The sequence below is a fragment of the Mariniflexile litorale genome (genome assembly GCF_031128465.2).
Taxonomy (GTDB): domain Bacteria; phylum Bacteroidota; class Bacteroidia; order Flavobacteriales; family Flavobacteriaceae; genus Mariniflexile; species Mariniflexile litorale.
In genome coordinates this window covers 2,869,657-2,889,952 of sequence record NZ_CP155618.1, presented here as the reverse complement: position 1 = coordinate 2,889,952, position 20,296 = coordinate 2,869,657, and the positions used below count along the sequence as shown (strand labels likewise).

The window sequence follows — 20,296 nt, the reverse complement described above, 5'->3', positions numbered from 1 at the left end:
TAATCAATGCTTCGTATGGTTCCCAACACGATACCGATACCCTTAATTTTCATTTGATGGTTTTCCTATAGTTGCTAAAATTCCGCCGTCTACATAGACTATGTGTCCGTTTACAAAATCACTCGCTTTAGAACTTAAAAAGATAGCGGCACCAGCCAAATCGTTTGGGTCTCCCCATTTAGCAGCTGGCGTTCTATTTATGATAAAATCGTTAAACGGATGACCTTCTACACGAATGGGCTCTGTTTGCGAAGTGGCAAAATAACCTGGACCAATACCATTTACTTGAATGTTGTGTTTAGCCCACTCGGTTGCCATATTTCGGGTTAGCATTTTAAGCCCCCCTTTAGCTGCTGCGTATGCACCAACACTATTTCTACCTAACTCACTCATCATTGAGCAAATGTTAATCACTTTTCCTTGTTGTCTCTTCACCATGTTTTTAACCACATGTTTAGAAACAATAAACGGACTCACTAAGTCGATATCTATAACTTCTTTAAAATCGGCTACTTCCATTTCTAGCAATGGCGTACGCTTAATAATTCCTGCGTTATTGATTAAAATATCTATCGCACCTACCTCAGCTTCAATTTTAGCTATGGCTTCAATAACTTCTTCTTCCTTAACTACATTAAATTTATACCCTACAGCTTTTATGCCTTCTTTTTGGTATTCAGCAATTGCGGCATCAATTTTATCTTGTGAAGAATTACCATTTACTATAATAGTTGCTCCTGCTAATCCTAAACCTCTTGCCATAGCCATACCTAAACCATGTGTACTGCCCGTTACTAAAGCAATTTTTCCTTTTACATCAAATAAATTTGCGCTCATATGTCTTATCTCAAATCGGTTATTTTAGCAACATCCATATCGCCATAATCTAAATTTTCTCCAGCCATTCCCCAAATAAAGGTATAATTAGACGTTCCTGATCCTGAGTGAATAGACCATGGTGGAGATATAACTGCTTGATCATTTTGCATCCAGATATGACGTGTTTCTTGTGGCTCTCCCATAAAATGACAAACAGCTTGATCTTGAGGGATATCTAAATAATAATAAATTTCCATTCTACGGTCATGCACATGCGCTGGCATTGTGTTCCAAACACTTCCTGTTTTCAATTCAGTCATTCCCATTTGTAGTTGGCATGTAGTAACAATACCTCCTATAATCATTTGATTTACAGTACGATGATTTGCTGTTTCTAAAGACCCCAACTCTAATTTATTAGCTTCAGCTTTACTTACTTTTTTTATTGGAAAATTAGTATGTGCTGGTGCCGAATTAAAATAAAATTTGGCTGGTTTTTTAGCATCTTCACTTGTAAAAATAACTTCTTTGTTGCCCATACCTATATAAAGCGCATCTTTTAAACCTAATTGGTAATTGGTACCATCTACAGTAACTGTACCATTACCACCAACATTTATAATACCTAATTCTCTACGCTCTAAAAAATAAGAAGCCTTTAACGGGTCGATTGTTTCCAGGGTTAACGCTCCTGAAACTGGTACAGCCGAACCTGCAATGTAACGATCGTAGTGTGTATAAGTTAAATTAACTTTATTTTCTTGCATTAAGTTATCGATTAAAAACTCATCGCGTAACTCTTGAGTGTCGTATTTTTTTACCGCTTTTGGACTTGATGCATAACGGCTTTCATAATTTGTACTCATGTTGTATTGTTTTTATTAATTATTAATTCTTTTTAATTAAATGATTTGGAAAATCATTTACATTCTCACAACAAAGTTGTTCCATAACTTGTTGTAATTCTGCTTTAAGCAATGAAATGGTATGATCTCCACCTTGCTTTCCTAAAGCGCCAACTCCGTACATAAAGCTACGCCCCAAAAAAGTGAATTGTGCACCGCTTGCTAGAGATCTAGCAATATCAGGACCTGAGCGAATACCACTATCCATCATTACGGTTATTTGATCACCATATTTTTCAGCAATTGTTTCTAAAGGTTTGATAGTCGATTCACCAGCATCTAACTGTCTTCCTCCATGATTAGAAACAATAATACCATCTAAACCTAAACGTATGGCTTCTTCTGCATCTTCATGTGATGCAACTCCTTTTATTACTAACTTCCCTTTCCACATATCGCGAATTGGTTTTATTCTTTCTGCATTTAAACGTCCTGAAAAAGTCTGATCCATAAATTTACCCAATTGTTTCAAATCTAAACCTTTTGGCATATAAGGTTTTAAAGTTTCAAAACTTGGTTGTCCATATTTTAAAGTATTTAATGCCCAAGTTGGTTTGCCTAAAATCTGTAATATATTCTGTACACTCATTGATGGAGGCATCGCTAAACCATTGCGAATATCTCTAGGACGAAACCCAAAGGTAGGAACATCACACAAGATAACCAAAACTGGGCAGTGAGCAGCTTCTGCTCTCTTTATAATATCATCACGTAATGCACTTTCGGTAGGATGATACAATTGAAACCAGGCTTTTCCTTCAGTCAATTCACTAATACGCTCTATACTACTAGTGGTTACTGTACTTAATATAAAAGGTATATTATGTTGAAAAGCTGCTTTTGCCAAAATCTCTGGGGCATTTGGCCACATTAGCCCCTGTAAACCAACGGGAGCAATACCAAAAGGAGCATCGTAATCTATACCGAATAATGAGGTTTTTAAACTTGATCCTTTATGAGATCTTAAATAATTTGGTTGTAATTGAACCTCTCTTAATTCCGATGTGTTTCTATGCAAATTAACATCTTCATTACAACCTCCATCTAAATATTCGAAAGCAAAACGTGGCATACGCTTTTGTGCTTTATCCTTTAAATCATCTATCGATGGGTATTTTTTGTTAAAATTATGTGCCATAACCTTTTATTAAATAATTTTAAATTTATAATTTAAAAATGCAATCCATAAGTTTCCATTTTTCTCCTGCTTTTGAGCCTGGTAATGCTTTTTGATAAGTCCACATGAGATTTTCCCACTTTTGTACCATTTCATTTTTTGAATCCATTTCTCCCTTTTTTTCTAAAGAAAATGTATCTTCTGCCTCAACTATCATAAACAATCTATCTTGAACCAAATAGATTTCCGCATCAATAATTCCAGAATCTTTAATACTCTCTAAAATTTCAGGCCATACATTTTTATGATAACTTACGTATTCATCTATTAATTTTTTATCATTTTTTAGATCGAGTGCAAAACAATAGCGCTTCATTAATTTGTAGCTTTAAATAATACATCATCTGACGCCTCATGTTTTCTAAATACTCGCAAGCCATACCATGCGATGTATATGAAACAACATAAAGGTAAAATAAATGAAAAATTAACTTCTGAAACTCCCATTATTTTAGTATCGGCAACACCATTACCTCCTATATCGATAATCATACCTTGTAAAAAAGGCATCAAAGCTCCTCCTACTATAGCCATAACTAAACCTGCAGATCCTACTTTAGATTCTTCTTCGGTTAAATCTCCCAATGCAATACCATAAATAGTTGGGAACATTAAAGACATACAAAATGAAATTCCTACTAAACTATATAAACCAATCATACCTTGAATCCATATGGTTCCAATAACACATAAAGTGGCTAATAAAGCAAAATACATTAACAGTTTACCTGAGCTTATAAAACGTAATAAATAAGTGCCTATAGCTCTACCAACCACAAATAATATAAAGGCAATTAATTGATAATAAAAGGCATCTTTCTCAAACTCTAAACCAAAAATGTTTACGCTTGAAATTTCAAATACGTTTTTAAGTAACATACCATTCACATAGTGATAAATATAGGTCCAGCACATTATTTGTGCTCCAACATATAGTATCTGCGCTACAACACCTAATACATATTTTTTGTTTTTAAATAAAGTAATGAAAGTATCTCCAATACTCGGCATAGGACCTTCATCTTTAGATTGCGGCATTTTATTTACTAAAAATAGCACAAACACACCTATAATAACTAGGCCTAAAACCACATAAGGGTCACGAATTACGGATAAATCGGCTATTCGTATAGCATCTCTAGTAGAATCACTTAAAGTAGAAAAATCTACAATATCATCTGACTGTAATTTTTCTTTAACTGAAAATTTGGCAATTAACAATCCTGCTACTAAACCTAAAGGGTTTACAGCCTGTGCCAAATTTAAACGTTGGGTTGCTGTTTCTTTTGCACCCAAGGCCAAGGCGTAAGGATTTGCTGCAGTTTCTAAAAATGCTAATCCAAAAGTTAAGACATATAAGCCCAAGCAAAAAAACAAAAAGCTTTCAGACTTAGCAGCTGGATAAAACAATAGGGCTCCCGTAGCATAAAGCGCTAGACCAATTAAGATTCCCACCTTGTAAGAGTATTTACGCATAAAAAGTGCCGCAGGTAAGGCCATACAAAAATAGCCTCCGTAAAACGCCATTTGCACCATAGAAGCTTGCGTATTTGATAACTCTAATATTTTTTGAAATGCTCCTACCATAGGATCGGTAACTGCATTGGCAAACCCCCATAAAGCAAACAAGGATGTTACTAAAATAAAAGGTAATAATACCTTTTTTGAAACGACTGGGGATTTATGAATGTTTTCCATATGTTATTAGTTTAATTTTAGTTTAGTTAATTTTTTTATTCTATTGCTCTGTCTAAATGTGTATAACCGCCATCTACGTAAAGCAACTGGCCTGTGGTGTGGCTGGACTTACTAGATAATAAAAAGGCTACGGTATCTCCTATTTCTTCGGCGGTTGTCATCCTTTTTTCCAAAGGAATGTGTTTTGTTATTTCTGCTAATTTTTCTTCTTTATTAGGGAATGTACTTATCCAGGTTTCATATAAAGGTGTATAACATTCTGCTACAATTAAAGCGTTCACACGTATACTATATGGTAAAAGTTCTACTGCCCACTCTCTGGTTAAAGCGTTTCTTCCTCCGTTTGAAGCCGCATACCCTGAGGTGCCTCCTTGTCCTGTATCTGCTGTTTTTGAACCAATATTTACAATAGCTCCTTTATTTTTCTTTAATTCTGGTAATGCAAAATGTGCCATAAGATAATAATGCACTAAGTTACGTTTAAGCGAGAATATAAAACCATCGTAATCACCACTTTCTAAACTTATCCCATCATTTACTCCAGCGTTATTTACCAGCCCATCAATACGTCCGTATTTAGAAACAACTGCTTCTGTTGCCTTTTTGCATTGTACAGGATCTGTTAATTCGGCAAGTGCATAAAACACATCATGTCCTTGGGTTTTAAACGTTTCTAGAACCTCTAAAACACTGTTTTTATTTCTAGTAACAATAACAGGAATCGCTTTTTCCCTTAATAAAGATTCTACGATACCTAAACCAATACCTTTAGAACCCCCTGTAACTATTATAACTTTATTCTCTAATTGTAAATCCATTTAAAGACTTATTATCTTTTTATATTATATATATTTATTGCATTTTCTCCCATCACCTTTTCTTGATCTGCTTTAGAAAAATTAATAAAATAATTTTTTACTATTTGTAATACATCCTGATATTCGGCAGCTAATAAACATACAGGCCAATCTGACCCGAAAAGCAGTCTATCTACACCAAATGCATCAACCACTACATCTAAAAAAGGTTTAAACATAGTTTCCTGCCATTCAAAATTTTCAGTTTCTGTAACTAAACCTGAAATTTTGCAAGACACATTTTTAAATGTTGCTAAAATTTGAATATTTTTTACCCAAGCTTCATCTAAAGTTTCAGACATTTTAGGTTTGGCAATATGATTTAATACAAATTGCTGCTTCGGGAATTTTTGCACTAACTTGATTATATTCTCTAAATGATTTGGAAACACCAAAACATCAAAAACCAGCCCAAACTGTGCTAATTTACTAATACCATTTTGAAAATCGGGTTTTAAAACAAAGGTTTCGTTTTCGGCTTGTATAATATGTCGAACCCCTTTAAACAGCTTATTTTTTGAAAAATATTCAAGTTGGACTTCTACATTATCTGCACATAAATCTACCCACCCAACAACCGCTTTAACAAAAGGATTTTCTTCAGCACACTTTAATAAAAACTTGGTTTCTTCTTCCGATTGATCTGCTTGTACAGCAACACAATCACCAACCCCATTAGCCTCTAAAATAGGTTTTAAGTCTTTGGGTAGAAAATCTTTTCTTATAACAGTCATGGAATCGTCAATCCAACGATCTCTAACCGGGCTATAATACCAAAAATGCTGATGGGCATCTATAGTCATAATTAGGCTTTGTAGTTTTTACAAACTTGTTTCGAAGTCCCTAACCCTTCTATTCCTAATTCCATAATATCGCCTTCTTTTAAATATACTGGTGGCTTTAAACCTAAGCCTACTCCAAAAGGAGTTCCTGTTGAAATGATATCACCTGGTAATAGAGTCATGAATTGACTAATATGACTCACTACATGTTGTACGTTAAAGATAAAATCGGAAGTGTTGCTATTTTGCATCATTTCTCCATTTACTTTTAACCATAAGTTTAAATTGTTAGGGTTTTTAATTTCGTCTTTAGTAGCAATAAATGGCCCTACAGGCGCAAATGTATCGCAGCCTTTACCTTTACACCATTGCCCAGAGCGTTCTATTTGAAAAGCACGCTCGCTTACATCATTGTGCAATACATAACCTGCAATATGATCGAATGCATCTGCTTCTTCAACGTAAGAGGCTTTTTTACCTATTACGATAGCTAATTCTACTTCCCAGTCGGTTTTTTCACTGTTCTTAGGAATAATAACCTCATCGTTAGGTCCCACTAATGCTGTGGTTGATTTAAAAAACAATACAGGCTCTTTAGGAATTTCCATACCTGCTTCAGCAGCATGTTGTGCATAATTTAACCCAACACATACAATTTTAGAAGGTCTTGTTAAAGGCACTCCTAATCTGGTGCCTTCAGATATTACAGAACAACTATCTTGATTTTCTTTTAACCAATTAGTTAGTTTTTCGATACCATTATTTCCAAAAAATGTTTCGTTATAATCTAATCCAAATGCAGAGACATCTATTTTAGTTCCATTTTCTAACTGCACTCCTGGTTTTTCATTTCCTTCAGCGCCAAATCGTATTAGTTTCATCTGTTTATTTTTATTGTTTTTTAATTGTAAAATGTTGCTCGCCCATAAACATTTCGCGATATGACGAAATTTCTGTTATGAATGCTTTATCTGTGATAAATAATTAATATTATTATTTCTAATTACCATTTAGTGTTATAAATCCCCCATCGATAGCATAATTAGACCCTGTGACAAAGCTCGCTTCATCTGAACATAAATACAATGCCAAATCTGCTATTTCTTGTGGCTTGCCCATACGTCCAATAGGCTGTGTTTTTGATAGCTTGTCGAACATCTCTTCTTCCTGCCCTGGATAATTTTTCTTAATAAACCCATCAACAAAAGGCGTATGCACGCGTCCTGGTGAAATGCAGTTGCAACGAATACCGTCTGCAATATAATCTTTTGCAATTGAATAAGTAATTGTTAAAACCGCTCCTTTTGTCATAGAATATGCAAAACGATTATTAATACCTACTGAAGATGCTATAGATGCTAAGTTTAAAATAACGCCGCCTTTTTCTTTTAATGTGGGTAAACATGCTTTTATACAATTGTAAACACCTTTAATATTTACGTTGTATAATCGATCTAAATCGGCTTCCTCTACAGCTTCAATATTTCCTACATGCGCGATTCCTGCATTATTTATTAAAATATCAATAACATCGTTTTTAGTAATATGTTCTACAATAGTATTAACATTGTTTTTGTTTGAAACGTCGCATTGATGCGCCTGTGCTGCTTCACCAAATGCTACTATTTCTGCAACGGTTTCATGTGCGGATTCTAAATTAAAATCTAAGATATGCACTTTAGCTCCTTGTTTTGCGAATGTTAAAGAAATGGCTTTACCTATACCGCTTCCTCCCCCTGTTACAAGTGCTACTTTATTTTTTAAACTAAATTTTGTCATTTTTTCAATCAAATATTTTATGAAATTATGTTTTACAAAGACATCCCACGTTTCCATGGAATAAAATCGTCCTGTCTTAATTGTCTTGCTTTAGTTTGTTTGCCACTGGCTACTTCTATAACATAGTCTAATAAAGACTCCCCTGTATTTTCGATAGTTGTGGAACCTTCTATAATTGTTCCTGTATTAAAATCGATAATATCCGACATTTTTTTGAACAATTTTGTGTTAGAAGATACTTTTATAACTGGTGTGATGGGGTTTCCTGTTGGTGTACCTAAACCAGTTGTAAACAAAATAATATTACACCCAGAACCAGCCAAACCTGTTGTAGATTCTACATCGTTACCTGGGGTACATAATAAGTTTAAACCACTTTTTGCAACCTGTTCTGTATAGTCTAATACGTCTTCAATAGGAGACGTCCCGCCTTTTTTAGCAGCACCTGCCGATTTTATGGCATCGGTTATTAAACCATCTTTTATATTTCCAGGAGAAGGGTTCATTGAAAATGCAGCACCTAAGGCTTCCGCTTTTGAATTATAAGTTGACATGATATGGGAAAACTTCTTTGCTTTCTCTGAACTTGTACATCTGTTTATAAGTTCCTGTTCAACACCATTGAGTTCGGGGAATTCTGACAAGACAGTGGTACCACCTAAACCTACAATTAAATCGGACACATAACCTAAAGTGGGGTTGGCTGAAATACCTGAAAAACCGTCGGATCCACCACATTCTAAACCAATAACTAATTTTGATAAAGGTGCTGGTTTACGCTCTATTTTATTAGCTTCCATTAAACCTACAAATGTTTTCTTTACAGCCTCAGCCAACAAAGCTTTTTCTGAAACGCTTTGTTGTTGTTCTAATACGTACACAGGTTTTGGATGCTCTAAGGCCATTTTTGACAACGCATCTTGAAGAATACTTGCTTGTGCATGCTGACAACCTAGACTTAGCACCGTTGCTCCAGCCACATTCGGATTGTTAATATAACCTGCTAATAAATGACAAAGGGTTACAGCATCGGAAGTGGCACCTCCACAACCTCCATCGTGGGTTAAAAACTTTACACCATCTACATTAGGGAATAAGAGGTTTTTAGATTGATCTTCGCCCTCAATTAGAATATCTTTTTCTAAAATAGCATCGGTTGACACTCCAGATTTATAATCGTTAATTAAAGCATCCACATCTAAACTTAAATGTTGCTTTTTTCCATAGCCTAATTTTTCGACTAGGGCTTGTTTTAAAACTTCTACATTTCTATTCTGACAAAATACCAGAGGTATAATTAACCAATTATTCTCCGTACCTACCTTCCCATCATTTCGGTGGTACCCATTAAAAGTTTTGTTTATAAACTTTGATACATCCGGTGCTTGCCAAACCTCTTGTTCTTTAGAATCTTTAACATCATAATGCTCTGTATCGTGAACTAAGTTTTCTGTGCTTATAAGCTCCCCTTTTACTATGCTCTTTTTAGCTTTACCTACCAACACACCATACATATAAACAGGATCCTCTGCAACCAAATCTTGAGTTACAAACTTATGCTTGGCAGCAATATTGTTTTGGATAATGTATACTTTATTTTCAAAGGTAATTGTAGATCCTTTTTCTAAATCGGTTAACGCTACAAGTACATTGTCTTTGGCATGAATTTTAAGTACACTCTGTTGGTCTTTCATTTAAACTAAACAATTATAAAATTGATAATTATGCAAAAATACTATAGATATTATTCAATGTCTTCTAAAACTCATGCCAATACTAATACTATTTTTGCCAAAATTAAAAAAAATCAATCAAAATGTTCTAATTTAATTAGTACATTAAATCATTTTCTAGTGCGTAAATTTAATTGGTTCAAGGCTTAAAACAGAATAGCTATAAGAATAACTTAGATAGTAAATTGAAATATAAATCTTTCGTTGGGTAGAAGTTTGATATTGAAGAAAGAGAATACACCATTTTTAGTATCTAATACTATTAATGAATTTTTGAAATAGAAATGTAGTGGTTTAATTCTCAAAAATCGTCTGTTTTTTTCTAGCAAAGCAAGCTTAAAACCATTTCAAAAAAAGTAGCATAATAACTAAAACTTAAAATCAAAATCTAGACGGATTCTGTTACCCGTTTCTTTAAAATCACCATAAGGCACAATTTGTTCCACTAAATAATATTTCACTTTTAGTTTCATACTTTTGTTTAGCATGTATTCGGAAACCAATTCTACTCCCTTAAAATTAGTAAGCCGACCGTCTGGCGAGCCAAAAGACGAATAATCCCAACGTGCCCAATCATTCTGTGCCAAAAAATCTACTGCTGCATATTGTTCTAAATATGAGTAAGTAAATTTAAATGCCCAATCACCATTTGTTTTTAATTGCCCATAACTAATGCCTCCTACAAGTCCATTTTTCTCTTTTACTAAATTTGAAGGTATTCCTGTAACACCATTATTATCTTTTAAATTTGAATAAAAATCCATTTCTAGATTAATTAGAGGGCTTTTGTAAAGTTTTAATTGACTTCCTAAATGAAAAATAGTGTAGTCCATAGCAAATGTATCTCCACCATCGGGAATATTTGGTATATTTTTAAAAAGATAAAAAGATGGAAATAACTTCAACCGATCGTTAAATAAGATGGAACTCAGTTGAAATCCTTCCATATAACTATCTTTATTAAAGGATTTCCCTGAAGAACCTATAATAAAATGTCCTCCACTAATATCTATTGGAAAAATAAAATTAGATTTAGTAGCTATACTTTTTTTTAAAAATATTCCTTCTGGATAAACATTATCACTCCAAAACAATTCATTGTTTTTATCAAATGGAAATGTATTTTTACCAATCCATGTAAAAAACCCTTTGAAGTTGGTTTGGAAAAATATTTTTTCAAATCCTACAGGTAACGTTCCAAATTCTTTGTAAGCATCTCCTAAGGTTAATTGCGGGTCCTGTTGTTTGTTAGGTTCTCCTGTTCTAATTTGAACCCCCATAGATGTACTCTGGTTAACTAAATAATTCAGTCCAAGCCTTACTCGATACCTCAACCTAGATCTATCATCTCTGAATGATCCGTCTGCTTTTTTTGAACTCCAGTCTTGTTCAATTCTAAATCTAAAATCGCCATAAAAGGACAACTTTGATTCCTCAAGAGTGGTTTGTGAATATGAATTTATCATTAAAAATAAAAAAAGTAAAGTAAAAATTAACCTTTTCATAAGACTCGTGTTTTTTTAAGTCAAGTAGCTATTAACAAAAATTGAATGATATAAATAACTCTATTTAATATTTTAATTTTAGTAAAAATAAAACAAATTGAACATACTTACTTAATTGGAATGTTACTATCAAACATTTTTGTAAATAAGTTGTGTTTATTTTAAAAGTTATTGATATTAAAAAGTATATTCTTATCATTTTTTTAAATAGGCTTAGACTATACCCCACCTCAATACGTATATAAATAGTTGATTGATATTAAAAAATAATCAACCTATATATGAAGTCTCCTAAACACCGAATTACTTTTAAAGTATTAATAGGCTATTTTATTCTTGGAATTTTAGCTACCATTTCGGGCATTTTAGTGCTTTCTGAAATCAAAACGTTCACACAATTACAAAAAGAGGATATATCCGATAGAAGTAAAATTGTAAAAGTAGGAAGTTTAATTGCCAATATTTATGAAAATGAAAGTTTAGCAAGAGCTGCTATTCAGTTAAATTCTACAACAAAATTCAACGAATATGTTTATGAAAACAACCAGTTATTATTAAAAATTGACTCACTAAATTTTATAACAAATAACGGGTCTCAAGAATTTATTTTAGATAGCATTAAACTTGTAATAGATAAAAAACTTAAAAACATAAGCGATTTAAAAAACCTAAAACTTAGTGACAATTCTGATGCCTCTATAAACACAGCCCTTAATAAGTTAAGTTCTATTGACTCCTTTTTAGGTAAAATTTCTATTACGGATTTTGTCGAAAACCCCAATTCTTTAGATAAACAAACCTATCTAAATTTGGAAGAATACGTCAAAATTCTTAATAAATACAATCCTCAAGATTCCATTAATAATATCGACCAGAAACAAATAGATTCCATTTTATCTATTTCCAAAAACATGCTTAAAGAAGCTCAAACAGCATCTAGTAAACAGCGTATTTCCTTGCAAAAAAAAGAACGAGATTTAATTGAAAACGACTTAACCATTTCAAGAAAACTACAAGAATTGTTAAGCACCTTAGAAAAAGGCATCCTTCAATACTCTAACACTATTAACAAACAAAGAGAAAAAACACTTAACCGAAGTACCAATATCATTCTTTATGCTGCAGGTATCAGTTTTATCATCATTATCATTTTTTCAATTATCTTTTTAAATGATTTTTGGAAAAGTCAACGGTATCGTTTAAAGTTGGAAGAAGCCAATAAAACGACTTCTTCACTTTTAAAAAGTAGAGAACAATTAATTTCTATGGTAAGCCATGATCTAAGAACCCCATTAAGCACCATTACGGGTTATAGTGAATTACTTCAAAAATCGACATACAGCATCAAAGACAAAAACTATGTGGATCACATACAGAATGCTTCAGCATATATGGGACAATTAGTAGATGATCTTTTAGAATTTTCAAAGCTAGAAAACAATAATATTTCTATAGAGTCCATCCCTTTCAATTTGGAAAACCTTATAAATGAGATTCAAATTACTGCTAAAAACCTCATACAAAATGATTCTATAGTCTTCATTTTAAAACATGACATAGCTATTGAGAATTCTATTATAAGTGACCCCTTTCGGATGAAACAAATTTTATATAATTTAATTACCAACGCTTGTAAATTCACAAATAAAGGTTCGATAACAATTGAAACTAAACTTCACTCAAACAACCATCAATACACTTTAGAAATTATAGTAAGCGATACAGGAATTGGTATTAGTAAAAATCAACAAAAACACATTTTTAAAGCTTTCACACAAGGTGATAATACTAAAGAAAACAAACAAAATGGTTTTGGTTTAGGCCTCACTATTTCTAAAAAGCTAACCGAATTATTAGGTGGTACATTAACTTTAAAAAGCGAATTAGGAAAAGGAAGCTCATTTATTTTAAAAATTCCAATCACATTATCTGAACAACTATTAAACAAAAAAAATCAGCCTGAAATAGTCAAACTTTACAATTTAAAGGCACTAGTTATAGAAGATGATTCTTCTATGCGACATCTAATCAACGATTTTTTATACCAATACGGTATTGAAACGCATCTTTTTGAGAATGCACAAAGCGCTCTAGAAACCATCGATAAAATCTCTTTTGATTTCGTATTAACAGATATTCAACTTCCTAAAATGAATGGCATTCATTTTATGGAAACTCTAAAAAATCATAGTGCTTACAACAACCAACCTATCATTGCCATGACTGGAAGATCTAATTTATCTATAACCGATTATATAAATAGTGGCTTTTCTGAAGTGTTGATAAAACCATTCTGTAATAAAAAACTAGATACCATTTTACAGCATTTTTTTGATTCAAACTTATTTAAAGCTACGAACCAAACTATAACAAAGGAAACCACTAAACAACCACATGGTTTTAACATAAAGACTTTAGGTTCCTTTTTAAATGATGATGATGCGGCTATAAAAAAAACATTGTACATTTTTTTAGAAGACACCAAAAACAACCTTTTTTCATTAAAAGAAGCCAAAAAAAATAATGATATTGATACTTTTAACAGCATTAGCCATAGAATGCTGAGTATGTATAAACAATTGGAAGTAACACAGCTTATTCCTTTTTTAGAAACGTTTGAAACGAGTAATAAAATTGATCATACGCTTTTTATTGATTTTGAAAAGAACCTAAAAAACTTCATAACATCACTAGAAAACTATCTTAATTAAGACTGTATGCCTTCATTTTATTATAAAGTGTTTTCCTAGTGATGTTTAACAATTTAGCTGCTTGTGTTTTATTATTATCAACTTCTTGTAAAACATTTATAATAAGTTCTTTTTCGTTTTCTTTAGTAGAGAATTTATTAGAAGACACATTGCTTTTTTTAGAATGAAGCAATTCCTCTGGTAAAACATGCGTATCAATAAAGTCTGTTTGCGTTAATAATGTAGCTCTTTTAATAACATTTGACAATTCCCTTAAATTACCAGGCCAATGATAATTTTGAAAAAGCATCAACACCTCTTTTGAAAAGCCAGCAATAGATTTATTTAACTGCTCATTCGCCTTATTTAAAAAGAAATCGGCATATAAAATCAAATCATCGTGTCTATCTTTTAAATTCGGAACTTTTATTGAAAATTCATTCAAACGATGATATAAGTCTTCTCTAAAATCTCCTTTTTCAACAGCTCTCAACAAATCTTCATTCGTAGCAGTAATCAATCGAATATCCACAGAAATTTCATCACTACTTCCTATAGGTTTTACCTTTCTCTCTTGTAATGCGCGCAACAATTGCACTTGGTTTTCATAAGTTAAATTTCCTACTTCGTCTAAAAAAAGCGTGCCACCATTAGCCGATTCAAAATGCCCTATTTTATCATCTGTGGCACCTGTAAAGGATCCTTTTTTATGTCCGAAAAATTCGCTAGAAGCAATTTCTTTAGGTATGGCACCACAATCTACTGCAATAAACGGCTTATCACCTCGTAAACTCTTTAAATGAATATTTTTTGCAACCACTTCTTTACCTGTACCACTCTCACCTGTTATTAATACAGACATGCTAGTCGGTGCTACTAAATGGATATATTCATTTAAGGTTTTTGAGGATGCGCTAATGCCCTCTACAAAATCTACATGTGATGTGCCACTAGCTTTTTTGGCTTTAGTCTTTGGTACAATAACATCGGTTTTTTTTACTTCTAAAGCATTACTAATAACTTCTAAAACTTCATCGGGATTGAAAGGTTTTGAAATATAATCGAATGCTCCTTGTTTCATAGCTTGCACTGCTGTAGATACTTCGGCGTAACTAGTCATTAAAACCACGGGGATATGACTGTGGCTTTTCTTTATTTGCTTTAAAAAATCAATACCGTCGCCATCTGGAAGCCTCAAATCTGTAAAAACCAAATCGTAATTTTGCTTTTTTAATAAAGCAGAGGCGTTGTGGATATTATAGCTAACATCCACTATATATTGATGGCGTTTTAGGAAATGTTTTAGCATTTCAGAAAATGCCACATCATCTTCTATCAATAGGATATTCTTCATAAACTCATTAGCTTCTTACAAAAATACTAAGATGATATCTGTAAAACATTTAATAAAAACATAAAAAAAGGGACGTTTTTAATTAAAAACGTCCCTTTCCAATAAATTAAGGTCAATAATATCTTATTATATATTACTCAGCTCCTTGTTTTTTTTCAGTAGTAGCACTTTCTTCTATCCAGTTTCCATCTTTATCAGCATAAACTGTACTTGAATTACCATCGATAGTTAGATCTAATTTATATTGCTCTTTACTATTCACATAGGCTTTGCTAATGGTAGCTGATGCATAATCTTTTTCAACAGCATTCGTTACGGCTGCTGGTAATTTATCAAGTGTAATTTCTTTGAATTCATTATTCATTACAATGTTGATTCCTTCAATTGGTAAAATGTTGTTTGACATAGCGAAAGTTGAAACTCCACTTGCTAAAATTGCTACGGTTAAAATTAACTTTTTCATAATTTTTATTTTTATTAATTATTAATATTTAATTACAATTAGTATAAAGAAATAAATATGCCATGAATAAAAAACAATAGCTAAAAACACACAACAAACTGTTTGTGAGATAATTAATAAAAAAGGAGTTTATACCTAATGAATATTACATGTATAAAAAGTGTGTAATTTTAGGATGGGTTGTGTATAAATTATACAGTTGTAACTCATAATTAAAGACAACAAGAACTATTTAAAATACCTTTACAACACTGTCACTTATTTCTACCCGAATATTATTCTTTCTAAATACGAATTTTTAACTCAAAATTTTCGATTCTGCCTTTTTCAAGATATCCATAACCCGGTGTTTTAAACTTTCGGGTTCTATAATTTTAGCATAATCACAAAACATAAGATACCATCTAGAGAATCCATTTTCGGTATCAGTGGTCATAAAGGTCATTTCTACATAATTACCATTTACGGTTTCAGAAACAAAGCCATAGTGTTTCCTTCCACTACTTAAATAGCGCGATACACTTTTATCGACTAAAATTACAACTTTTGTTTTTGGAACTGTTTCATTTTTTTGTCGATGCTCATCTATAGTTCCGTGCTCTATGGTAAATGGAACCTGAGTTCTATTTATCAACAACATCCTATCAGTTCTAAATTGTCTGTAATCTTTTCTAAGATGGCAATACCCCAATACATACCAAAATCCATTTTCATGAAACATACCTACGGGTTCTATATGTCTTTCAGAAGGTATTTCACTATTCATCGCATGGTATTTCAAAAATACTTGTTTCTTTTCGGCTATACTTTCAAAAAGAATTTCCAAGGCATGGGGTAAATCTTTATTAAAGAGTTCCTGAGAAGGGTCCACCATAATTTGCGATTCTAATGCTGAAATCCAATCTTTTTCACGCCCGCGTAACACCGATTTAATTTTATACATTGCAGACTCATGGTAACTCCCCAAAGATTTATCAACAAACTTTTGCATAAATTTTTCTGCAGCCACAAAACTTCCAGCTTCTTCACGTGAAAACATAACAGGAGGTAATCTATATCCATCCATAATAGAATACCCCACACCAGCTTCACTAACTATAGGTACACCCGATGCTTCCAAAGTTCTTATATCCCTGTAAATAGTGCGTAAACTTACTTGAAATCGGTCTGCTAATTCTTGTGCTTTAACAATGCGTTTAGATTGTAATTGTACAAGAATAGCAACAATACGGTCAAAACGTTTTACAGAATCTAAACTCATAATAGCATAACATATTTTCCAAAGATAGGACTTCAAATGAAAGTATAAACCAAAATGAAACTTCATTTTATTCATAGCAATTCAATATTAATATTATAAAGTAACACAGATGTTATGACAACCCTTTGTCAACTATGAATATATTTTCTTAAATAAAATGATTTATTCTCTGAAAGAAATTACGTCACAACTAATTAGTATCTAGAAGTTTAAAAATAAAATTATAAATATTTTTCACTACTGACAAAAGGCTGTCACACCTCCTTTATAATTTTGGTTTAGAAATAAAAACCACTTTAAAATCAACACTTATGGAAACTAGTCAAAACAAAAACACAAAATGGCACGACGTTATTACACCAACAGATTTGATAAACCATTGGCAAGGTCACAGGGCTTTAACCCGTAGAGCTATTGAAGCTTTCCCTGAAGAAGCCCTTTTTAATCATACTATTGGTGGGATGCGTCCTTTCTCTGAAATGCTAATGGAACTTTTGGGTATCGGAGGACCAGGTATCAAAGAAATAGCTACAGGAATATCATCTCCTCTTAATGAACATTTTGAACATGGCAACAAAAAAACAAAAATTCTTGATTTATGGGATGAAGCAACGGATGAAATTAACACCTATTGGGTTCAAATTGAACCAGAACAATTTCAAAAGAATATTAAAATATTTGGTCAATATGAAGGTACGGTATACTCATCTATATTTTATTTTATAGATAATGAAATTCACCATCGCGGACAAGGTTATGTGTATTTGCGCTCTTTAGGTATTGAACCTCCTGCATTTTATGAACGTTAATTAATTTAAAAACCAACCACAATGAAAACCGTTTTAGTATTTAAAACTTCTATTTCCAAAAAAAGTCATGTTAAAACAATACAACCTTTTTTAAATAATTTAATTAGTACAAATGGTTATTGGAATTTCGATTTGGAAGATTGCGACAATATCCTTAGAGTCGAAACTCAAACTATTAAAAGTGATACTGTTAGCACCATTTTAAACAATCATGGTTTTGTATGTGAAGAGTTACATTGACTTAGTAATAAACATAACATCATTTATAAAAAATAAACAAAATAAAATTAAGTGCAGAAAACAAAAAAGTCCATGTAAATTTAATCTACATGGACTTTTTTTATATAAAAATTTAGTTTAGCTTACTCTTTGCTTTTCTTTCATTTTTTCTAAAAGCATTAACTCACGATGGATTTCTTCTTTTCGTTCATTAAACTTTCTTACTCTTTCATCAATTAGTTCTTGTTTTCTTTTGCTTTCTAAACGTCTTAATTCTTCTTTTTCAATATTTTTTTGCTTATTCTTTCTCTCTCTCATTTTTTCTAAAATAACAGAAAAATAAGCATAGCCATACATACTTATAAATAATAAAGCTAAAATTCCTAAAATGACATAATTGTTTTGCATAATAAATTTGGATTAATTTAATTCTTGAGTTTTAAATGATGGTTATAAACCTCTAACTAATAATAAAATTATAAAAAAGAATTTTATGTCTAAAATAAAAAAGGTAAAGTACTCAAAAACAAGTTCAAAGCGCAAATTATAAGAAAAACAGTTAAAAAATTAAAGAATAAACTTATCGTTAAATTATTCTAAATCTACCAAATCGCCTTCCCATTCCAAAATACCTCCTTCTAAATTATATGCATTTGTAAACCCTAACTGCTCCATAATAGCGCAGGCTTGACCGCTTCTGTTTCCAGATCGACAGTACACATAATAGTTTTTATCTTTATCTAAGGCTTCAACTTCATCTATAAAATCTTGACCTTTATAGATATCCATATGAATGGCATTTGGTATAATACCATCGGCAACTTCAGCATCCGTTCTTACATCTAAGATTACTGCATTTTTATCCTCAGCTAATTGAGATGCCCATTCTTCTTGTGATAAATCTTCCATTGTTTTAATCTATTTGTATCATACAAATTTAATACTTCTTAAATTTATAGACGAAAAAAAATCCAAAGTATTACACTTTAGATTTTTTTAAACGTTCATTGTCTAAAACATTAAACTTTTATAGAACAACCTATTGCTTTCGTTTCGGCTTGTTCAATGTCTTTACCTTCTAATAAAGCATCAACTGCCTTTTCAACATATTTTGTTGTTACAGATGCTGCATCTTTATAATTATCATCAATGGCTCCTATATATTTAACCACATTACCCTTTTTGGTTTTTTGAAGCAAAAACATGTGTGGTGTTTTTGTAGCTCCAAACTTTGGAAACACTTTTTGTTCTTTATCAATTAAATAAGGAAATGTAAATCCTTTTTCATTAGCTCTTTGCTTCATCGCATCTAAATTATCGTCTGGTTTCATAGATACATTATTTGGCATAATAGCAATTACAGGATAACCTTTTGATACATATTTTTTATCTAAAGCTATAATTCTGTCTTCATATGCAACTGCATACGGACAGGTATTACAGGTAAATGTTACTATAAATCCTTTGGCATTTTTATAATCGGATAGCGATACCATTTTTCCATCAATATTTTTAAGTGAAAAATCTTCAGCGATATCGCCTATTTTATAACCTTCACCTAAAGTAGTTTTTCCTATTGTAAATGCGCTAACACATATTACAATTACAGCTGCAGCGATTAATTTAATTGTCTTATTCATCGTATTCTATTTTAAAAATTGTTTAACTTCAGTTTCTAATTCTTCATAACTAAATGATTTCTCGAAAAATTTACGTGTATCATTTTTATAAATAATAGTTGCTGGTATAGAACCAGACCATGTTTTGTCTACTTTAGGTATCCAAGTATTCATATCAACATCATCTAAAGCAATTACTTTCGATTTCAGTTTTTTATCCTTTATAAAAGGTTTTAACTTGGAATCATATAAATGTGGAAAATCTAAACTCACCAACAACACGTCCACATTTTTATTAGCATATTCGGTATTCAATTTTTCAAAATAGGGTAATTCTTTTACACAAGGTGCACACCAAGTTGCCCAAAAGTTTATAACATATATTTTATTATCTTTTTTATTCAAAAACTTTTCGAAACCGGCATAATCATACACTTCTAAATCATCATTTTTTAGAATGGCAGAATTCTCAATTGTTACTTCTTTATTAACAACTAAATCTACTTTTTTAGAATTATTACAACCTACCAATGCAAGTGCAAAAATGAATACTATTTTAAATTTCATTTATATATTTAATGTTTGACAAACTGACTATTACAAAATTCAATAGAAGCATAAAAATA

General features: G+C 31.8%; 21 protein-coding genes. 3 read left to right on the top strand and 18 right to left on the bottom strand.

Annotation, left to right across the window (positions count from 1 at the left end):
• Positions 1-42: 42 nt before the first annotated feature.
• The 11 genes from QLS71_RS12050 to QLS71_RS12000 form a co-directional block, all read right to left on the bottom strand.
• On the bottom strand, positions 43-837 hold the full coding sequence (locus QLS71_RS12050; protein WP_308993504.1) for a gluconate 5-dehydrogenase: 795 nt from the start codon (positions 835-837) through the stop codon (positions 43-45).
• 5 nt (positions 838-842) lie between these two features.
• Positions 843-1,685 carry a 5-dehydro-4-deoxy-D-glucuronate isomerase gene (gene kduI / locus QLS71_RS12045; RefSeq protein ID WP_308993503.1) on the bottom strand — a complete coding sequence of 281 codons (843 nt, stop codon included), beginning with the start codon at positions 1,683-1,685 and terminating at the stop codon, positions 843-845.
• Between the two features lie 22 nt (positions 1,686-1,707).
• A complete protein-coding gene (locus QLS71_RS12040; protein WP_308993502.1) occupies positions 1,708-2,862 on the bottom strand; it encodes an alpha-hydroxy acid oxidase in 1,155 nt (384 codons plus the stop codon).
• A 25-nt stretch (positions 2,863-2,887) separates the two neighbouring features.
• Complete coding sequence (locus tag QLS71_RS12035; RefSeq protein ID WP_308993501.1) at positions 2,888-3,217, bottom strand: L-rhamnose mutarotase; 330 nt, start codon at positions 3,215-3,217, stop codon at positions 2,888-2,890.
• A complete protein-coding gene (gene fucP / locus QLS71_RS12030; RefSeq protein WP_308993500.1) occupies positions 3,217-4,599 on the bottom strand; it encodes an L-fucose:H+ symporter permease in 1,383 nt (460 codons plus the stop codon). Before fucP ends, QLS71_RS12035 begins: the two co-directional genes overlap by 1 nt.
• 35 nt (positions 4,600-4,634) lie before the next feature.
• Entirely contained in the window at positions 4,635-5,417 is a 783-nt protein-coding gene (locus tag QLS71_RS12025; RefSeq protein WP_308993499.1) for an SDR family oxidoreductase, read from the bottom strand.
• A gap of 11 nt (positions 5,418-5,428) precedes the next feature.
• Positions 5,429-6,259 (bottom strand): amidohydrolase family protein, encoded by an 831-nt coding sequence (locus tag QLS71_RS12020; RefSeq protein WP_308993498.1) that lies wholly within the window; start codon positions 6,257-6,259, stop codon positions 5,429-5,431.
• Positions 6,260-6,261: 2 nt separating this feature from the next.
• Complete coding sequence (locus tag QLS71_RS12015; RefSeq protein ID WP_308993497.1) at positions 6,262-7,119, bottom strand: fumarylacetoacetate hydrolase family protein; 858 nt, start codon at positions 7,117-7,119, stop codon at positions 6,262-6,264.
• Between the two features lie 118 nt (positions 7,120-7,237).
• Complete coding sequence (locus tag QLS71_RS12010) at positions 7,238-8,017, bottom strand: glucose 1-dehydrogenase (protein ID WP_308993496.1); 780 nt, start codon at positions 8,015-8,017, stop codon at positions 7,238-7,240.
• A gap of 32 nt (positions 8,018-8,049) precedes the next feature.
• Positions 8,050-9,711 (bottom strand): altronate dehydratase family protein, encoded by a 1,662-nt coding sequence (locus tag QLS71_RS12005; RefSeq protein WP_308993495.1) that lies wholly within the window; start codon positions 9,709-9,711, stop codon positions 8,050-8,052.
• Between the two features lie 407 nt (positions 9,712-10,118).
• Positions 10,119-11,255 carry a putative porin gene (locus QLS71_RS12000; RefSeq protein ID WP_308993494.1) on the bottom strand — a complete coding sequence of 379 codons (1,137 nt, stop codon included), beginning with the start codon at positions 11,253-11,255 and terminating at the stop codon, positions 10,119-10,121.
• A 281-nt stretch (positions 11,256-11,536) separates the two neighbouring features.
• Between QLS71_RS12000 and QLS71_RS11995 the strand changes: the two genes are divergently transcribed.
• Entirely contained in the window at positions 11,537-13,966 is a 2,430-nt protein-coding gene (locus tag QLS71_RS11995) for an ATP-binding protein (protein ID WP_308993493.1), read from the top strand.
• On the opposite strand, the gene QLS71_RS11990 is transcribed toward QLS71_RS11995, so the two are convergent.
• The 3 genes from QLS71_RS11990 to QLS71_RS11980 all read right to left on the bottom strand — a co-directional run bounded on the left by QLS71_RS11990 (position 13,959) and on the right by QLS71_RS11980 (position 17,023).
• Positions 13,959-15,299, bottom strand: coding sequence for a sigma-54 dependent transcriptional regulator (locus QLS71_RS11990; RefSeq protein WP_308993492.1), 1,341 nt, complete (start codon positions 15,297-15,299; stop codon positions 13,959-13,961). The genes QLS71_RS11995 and QLS71_RS11990 overlap by 8 nt on opposite strands.
• A gap of 133 nt (positions 15,300-15,432) precedes the next feature.
• A complete protein-coding gene (locus tag QLS71_RS11985; protein WP_308993491.1) occupies positions 15,433-15,762 on the bottom strand; it encodes a hypothetical protein in 330 nt (109 codons plus the stop codon).
• A 298-nt stretch (positions 15,763-16,060) separates the two neighbouring features.
• Positions 16,061-17,023 carry a YafY family protein gene (locus QLS71_RS11980; RefSeq protein ID WP_308993521.1) on the bottom strand — a complete coding sequence of 321 codons (963 nt, stop codon included), beginning with the start codon at positions 17,021-17,023 and terminating at the stop codon, positions 16,061-16,063.
• Between the two features lie 311 nt (positions 17,024-17,334).
• Here QLS71_RS11980 and QLS71_RS11975 point away from each other — a divergent pair, with 311 nt between their 5' ends.
• Entirely contained in the window at positions 17,335-17,832 is a 498-nt protein-coding gene (locus tag QLS71_RS11975) for a DinB family protein (RefSeq protein WP_308993490.1), read from the top strand.
• Between the two features lie 21 nt (positions 17,833-17,853).
• Positions 17,854-18,072, top strand: coding sequence for a hypothetical protein (locus QLS71_RS11970; RefSeq protein WP_308993489.1), 219 nt, complete (start codon positions 17,854-17,856; stop codon positions 18,070-18,072).
• 117 nt (positions 18,073-18,189) lie between these two features.
• Here QLS71_RS11970 and QLS71_RS11965 read toward each other — a convergent pair whose 3' ends face one another.
• From QLS71_RS11965 to QLS71_RS11950, 4 genes are all read right to left on the bottom strand, one after another.
• The gene (locus QLS71_RS11965) at positions 18,190-18,459 is read right to left on the bottom strand and encodes a hypothetical protein (protein ID WP_308993488.1); all 270 of its coding nucleotides are present in this window, start codon (positions 18,457-18,459) and stop codon (positions 18,190-18,192) included.
• Between the two features lie 183 nt (positions 18,460-18,642).
• Positions 18,643-18,960, bottom strand: a complete 318-nt coding sequence (locus tag QLS71_RS11960) for a rhodanese-like domain-containing protein (protein WP_308993487.1) — start codon at positions 18,958-18,960, stop codon at positions 18,643-18,645.
• Between the two features lie 110 nt (positions 18,961-19,070).
• Positions 19,071-19,691: a thioredoxin family protein gene (locus tag QLS71_RS11955; protein WP_308993486.1), complete on the bottom strand. Its 621-nt coding sequence runs from the start codon at positions 19,689-19,691 to the stop codon at positions 19,071-19,073.
• Between the two features lie 6 nt (positions 19,692-19,697).
• Positions 19,698-20,237: a redoxin domain-containing protein gene (locus tag QLS71_RS11950; protein WP_308993485.1), complete on the bottom strand. Its 540-nt coding sequence runs from the start codon at positions 20,235-20,237 to the stop codon at positions 19,698-19,700.
• Between the last annotated feature and the right edge of the window lie 59 nt (positions 20,238-20,296).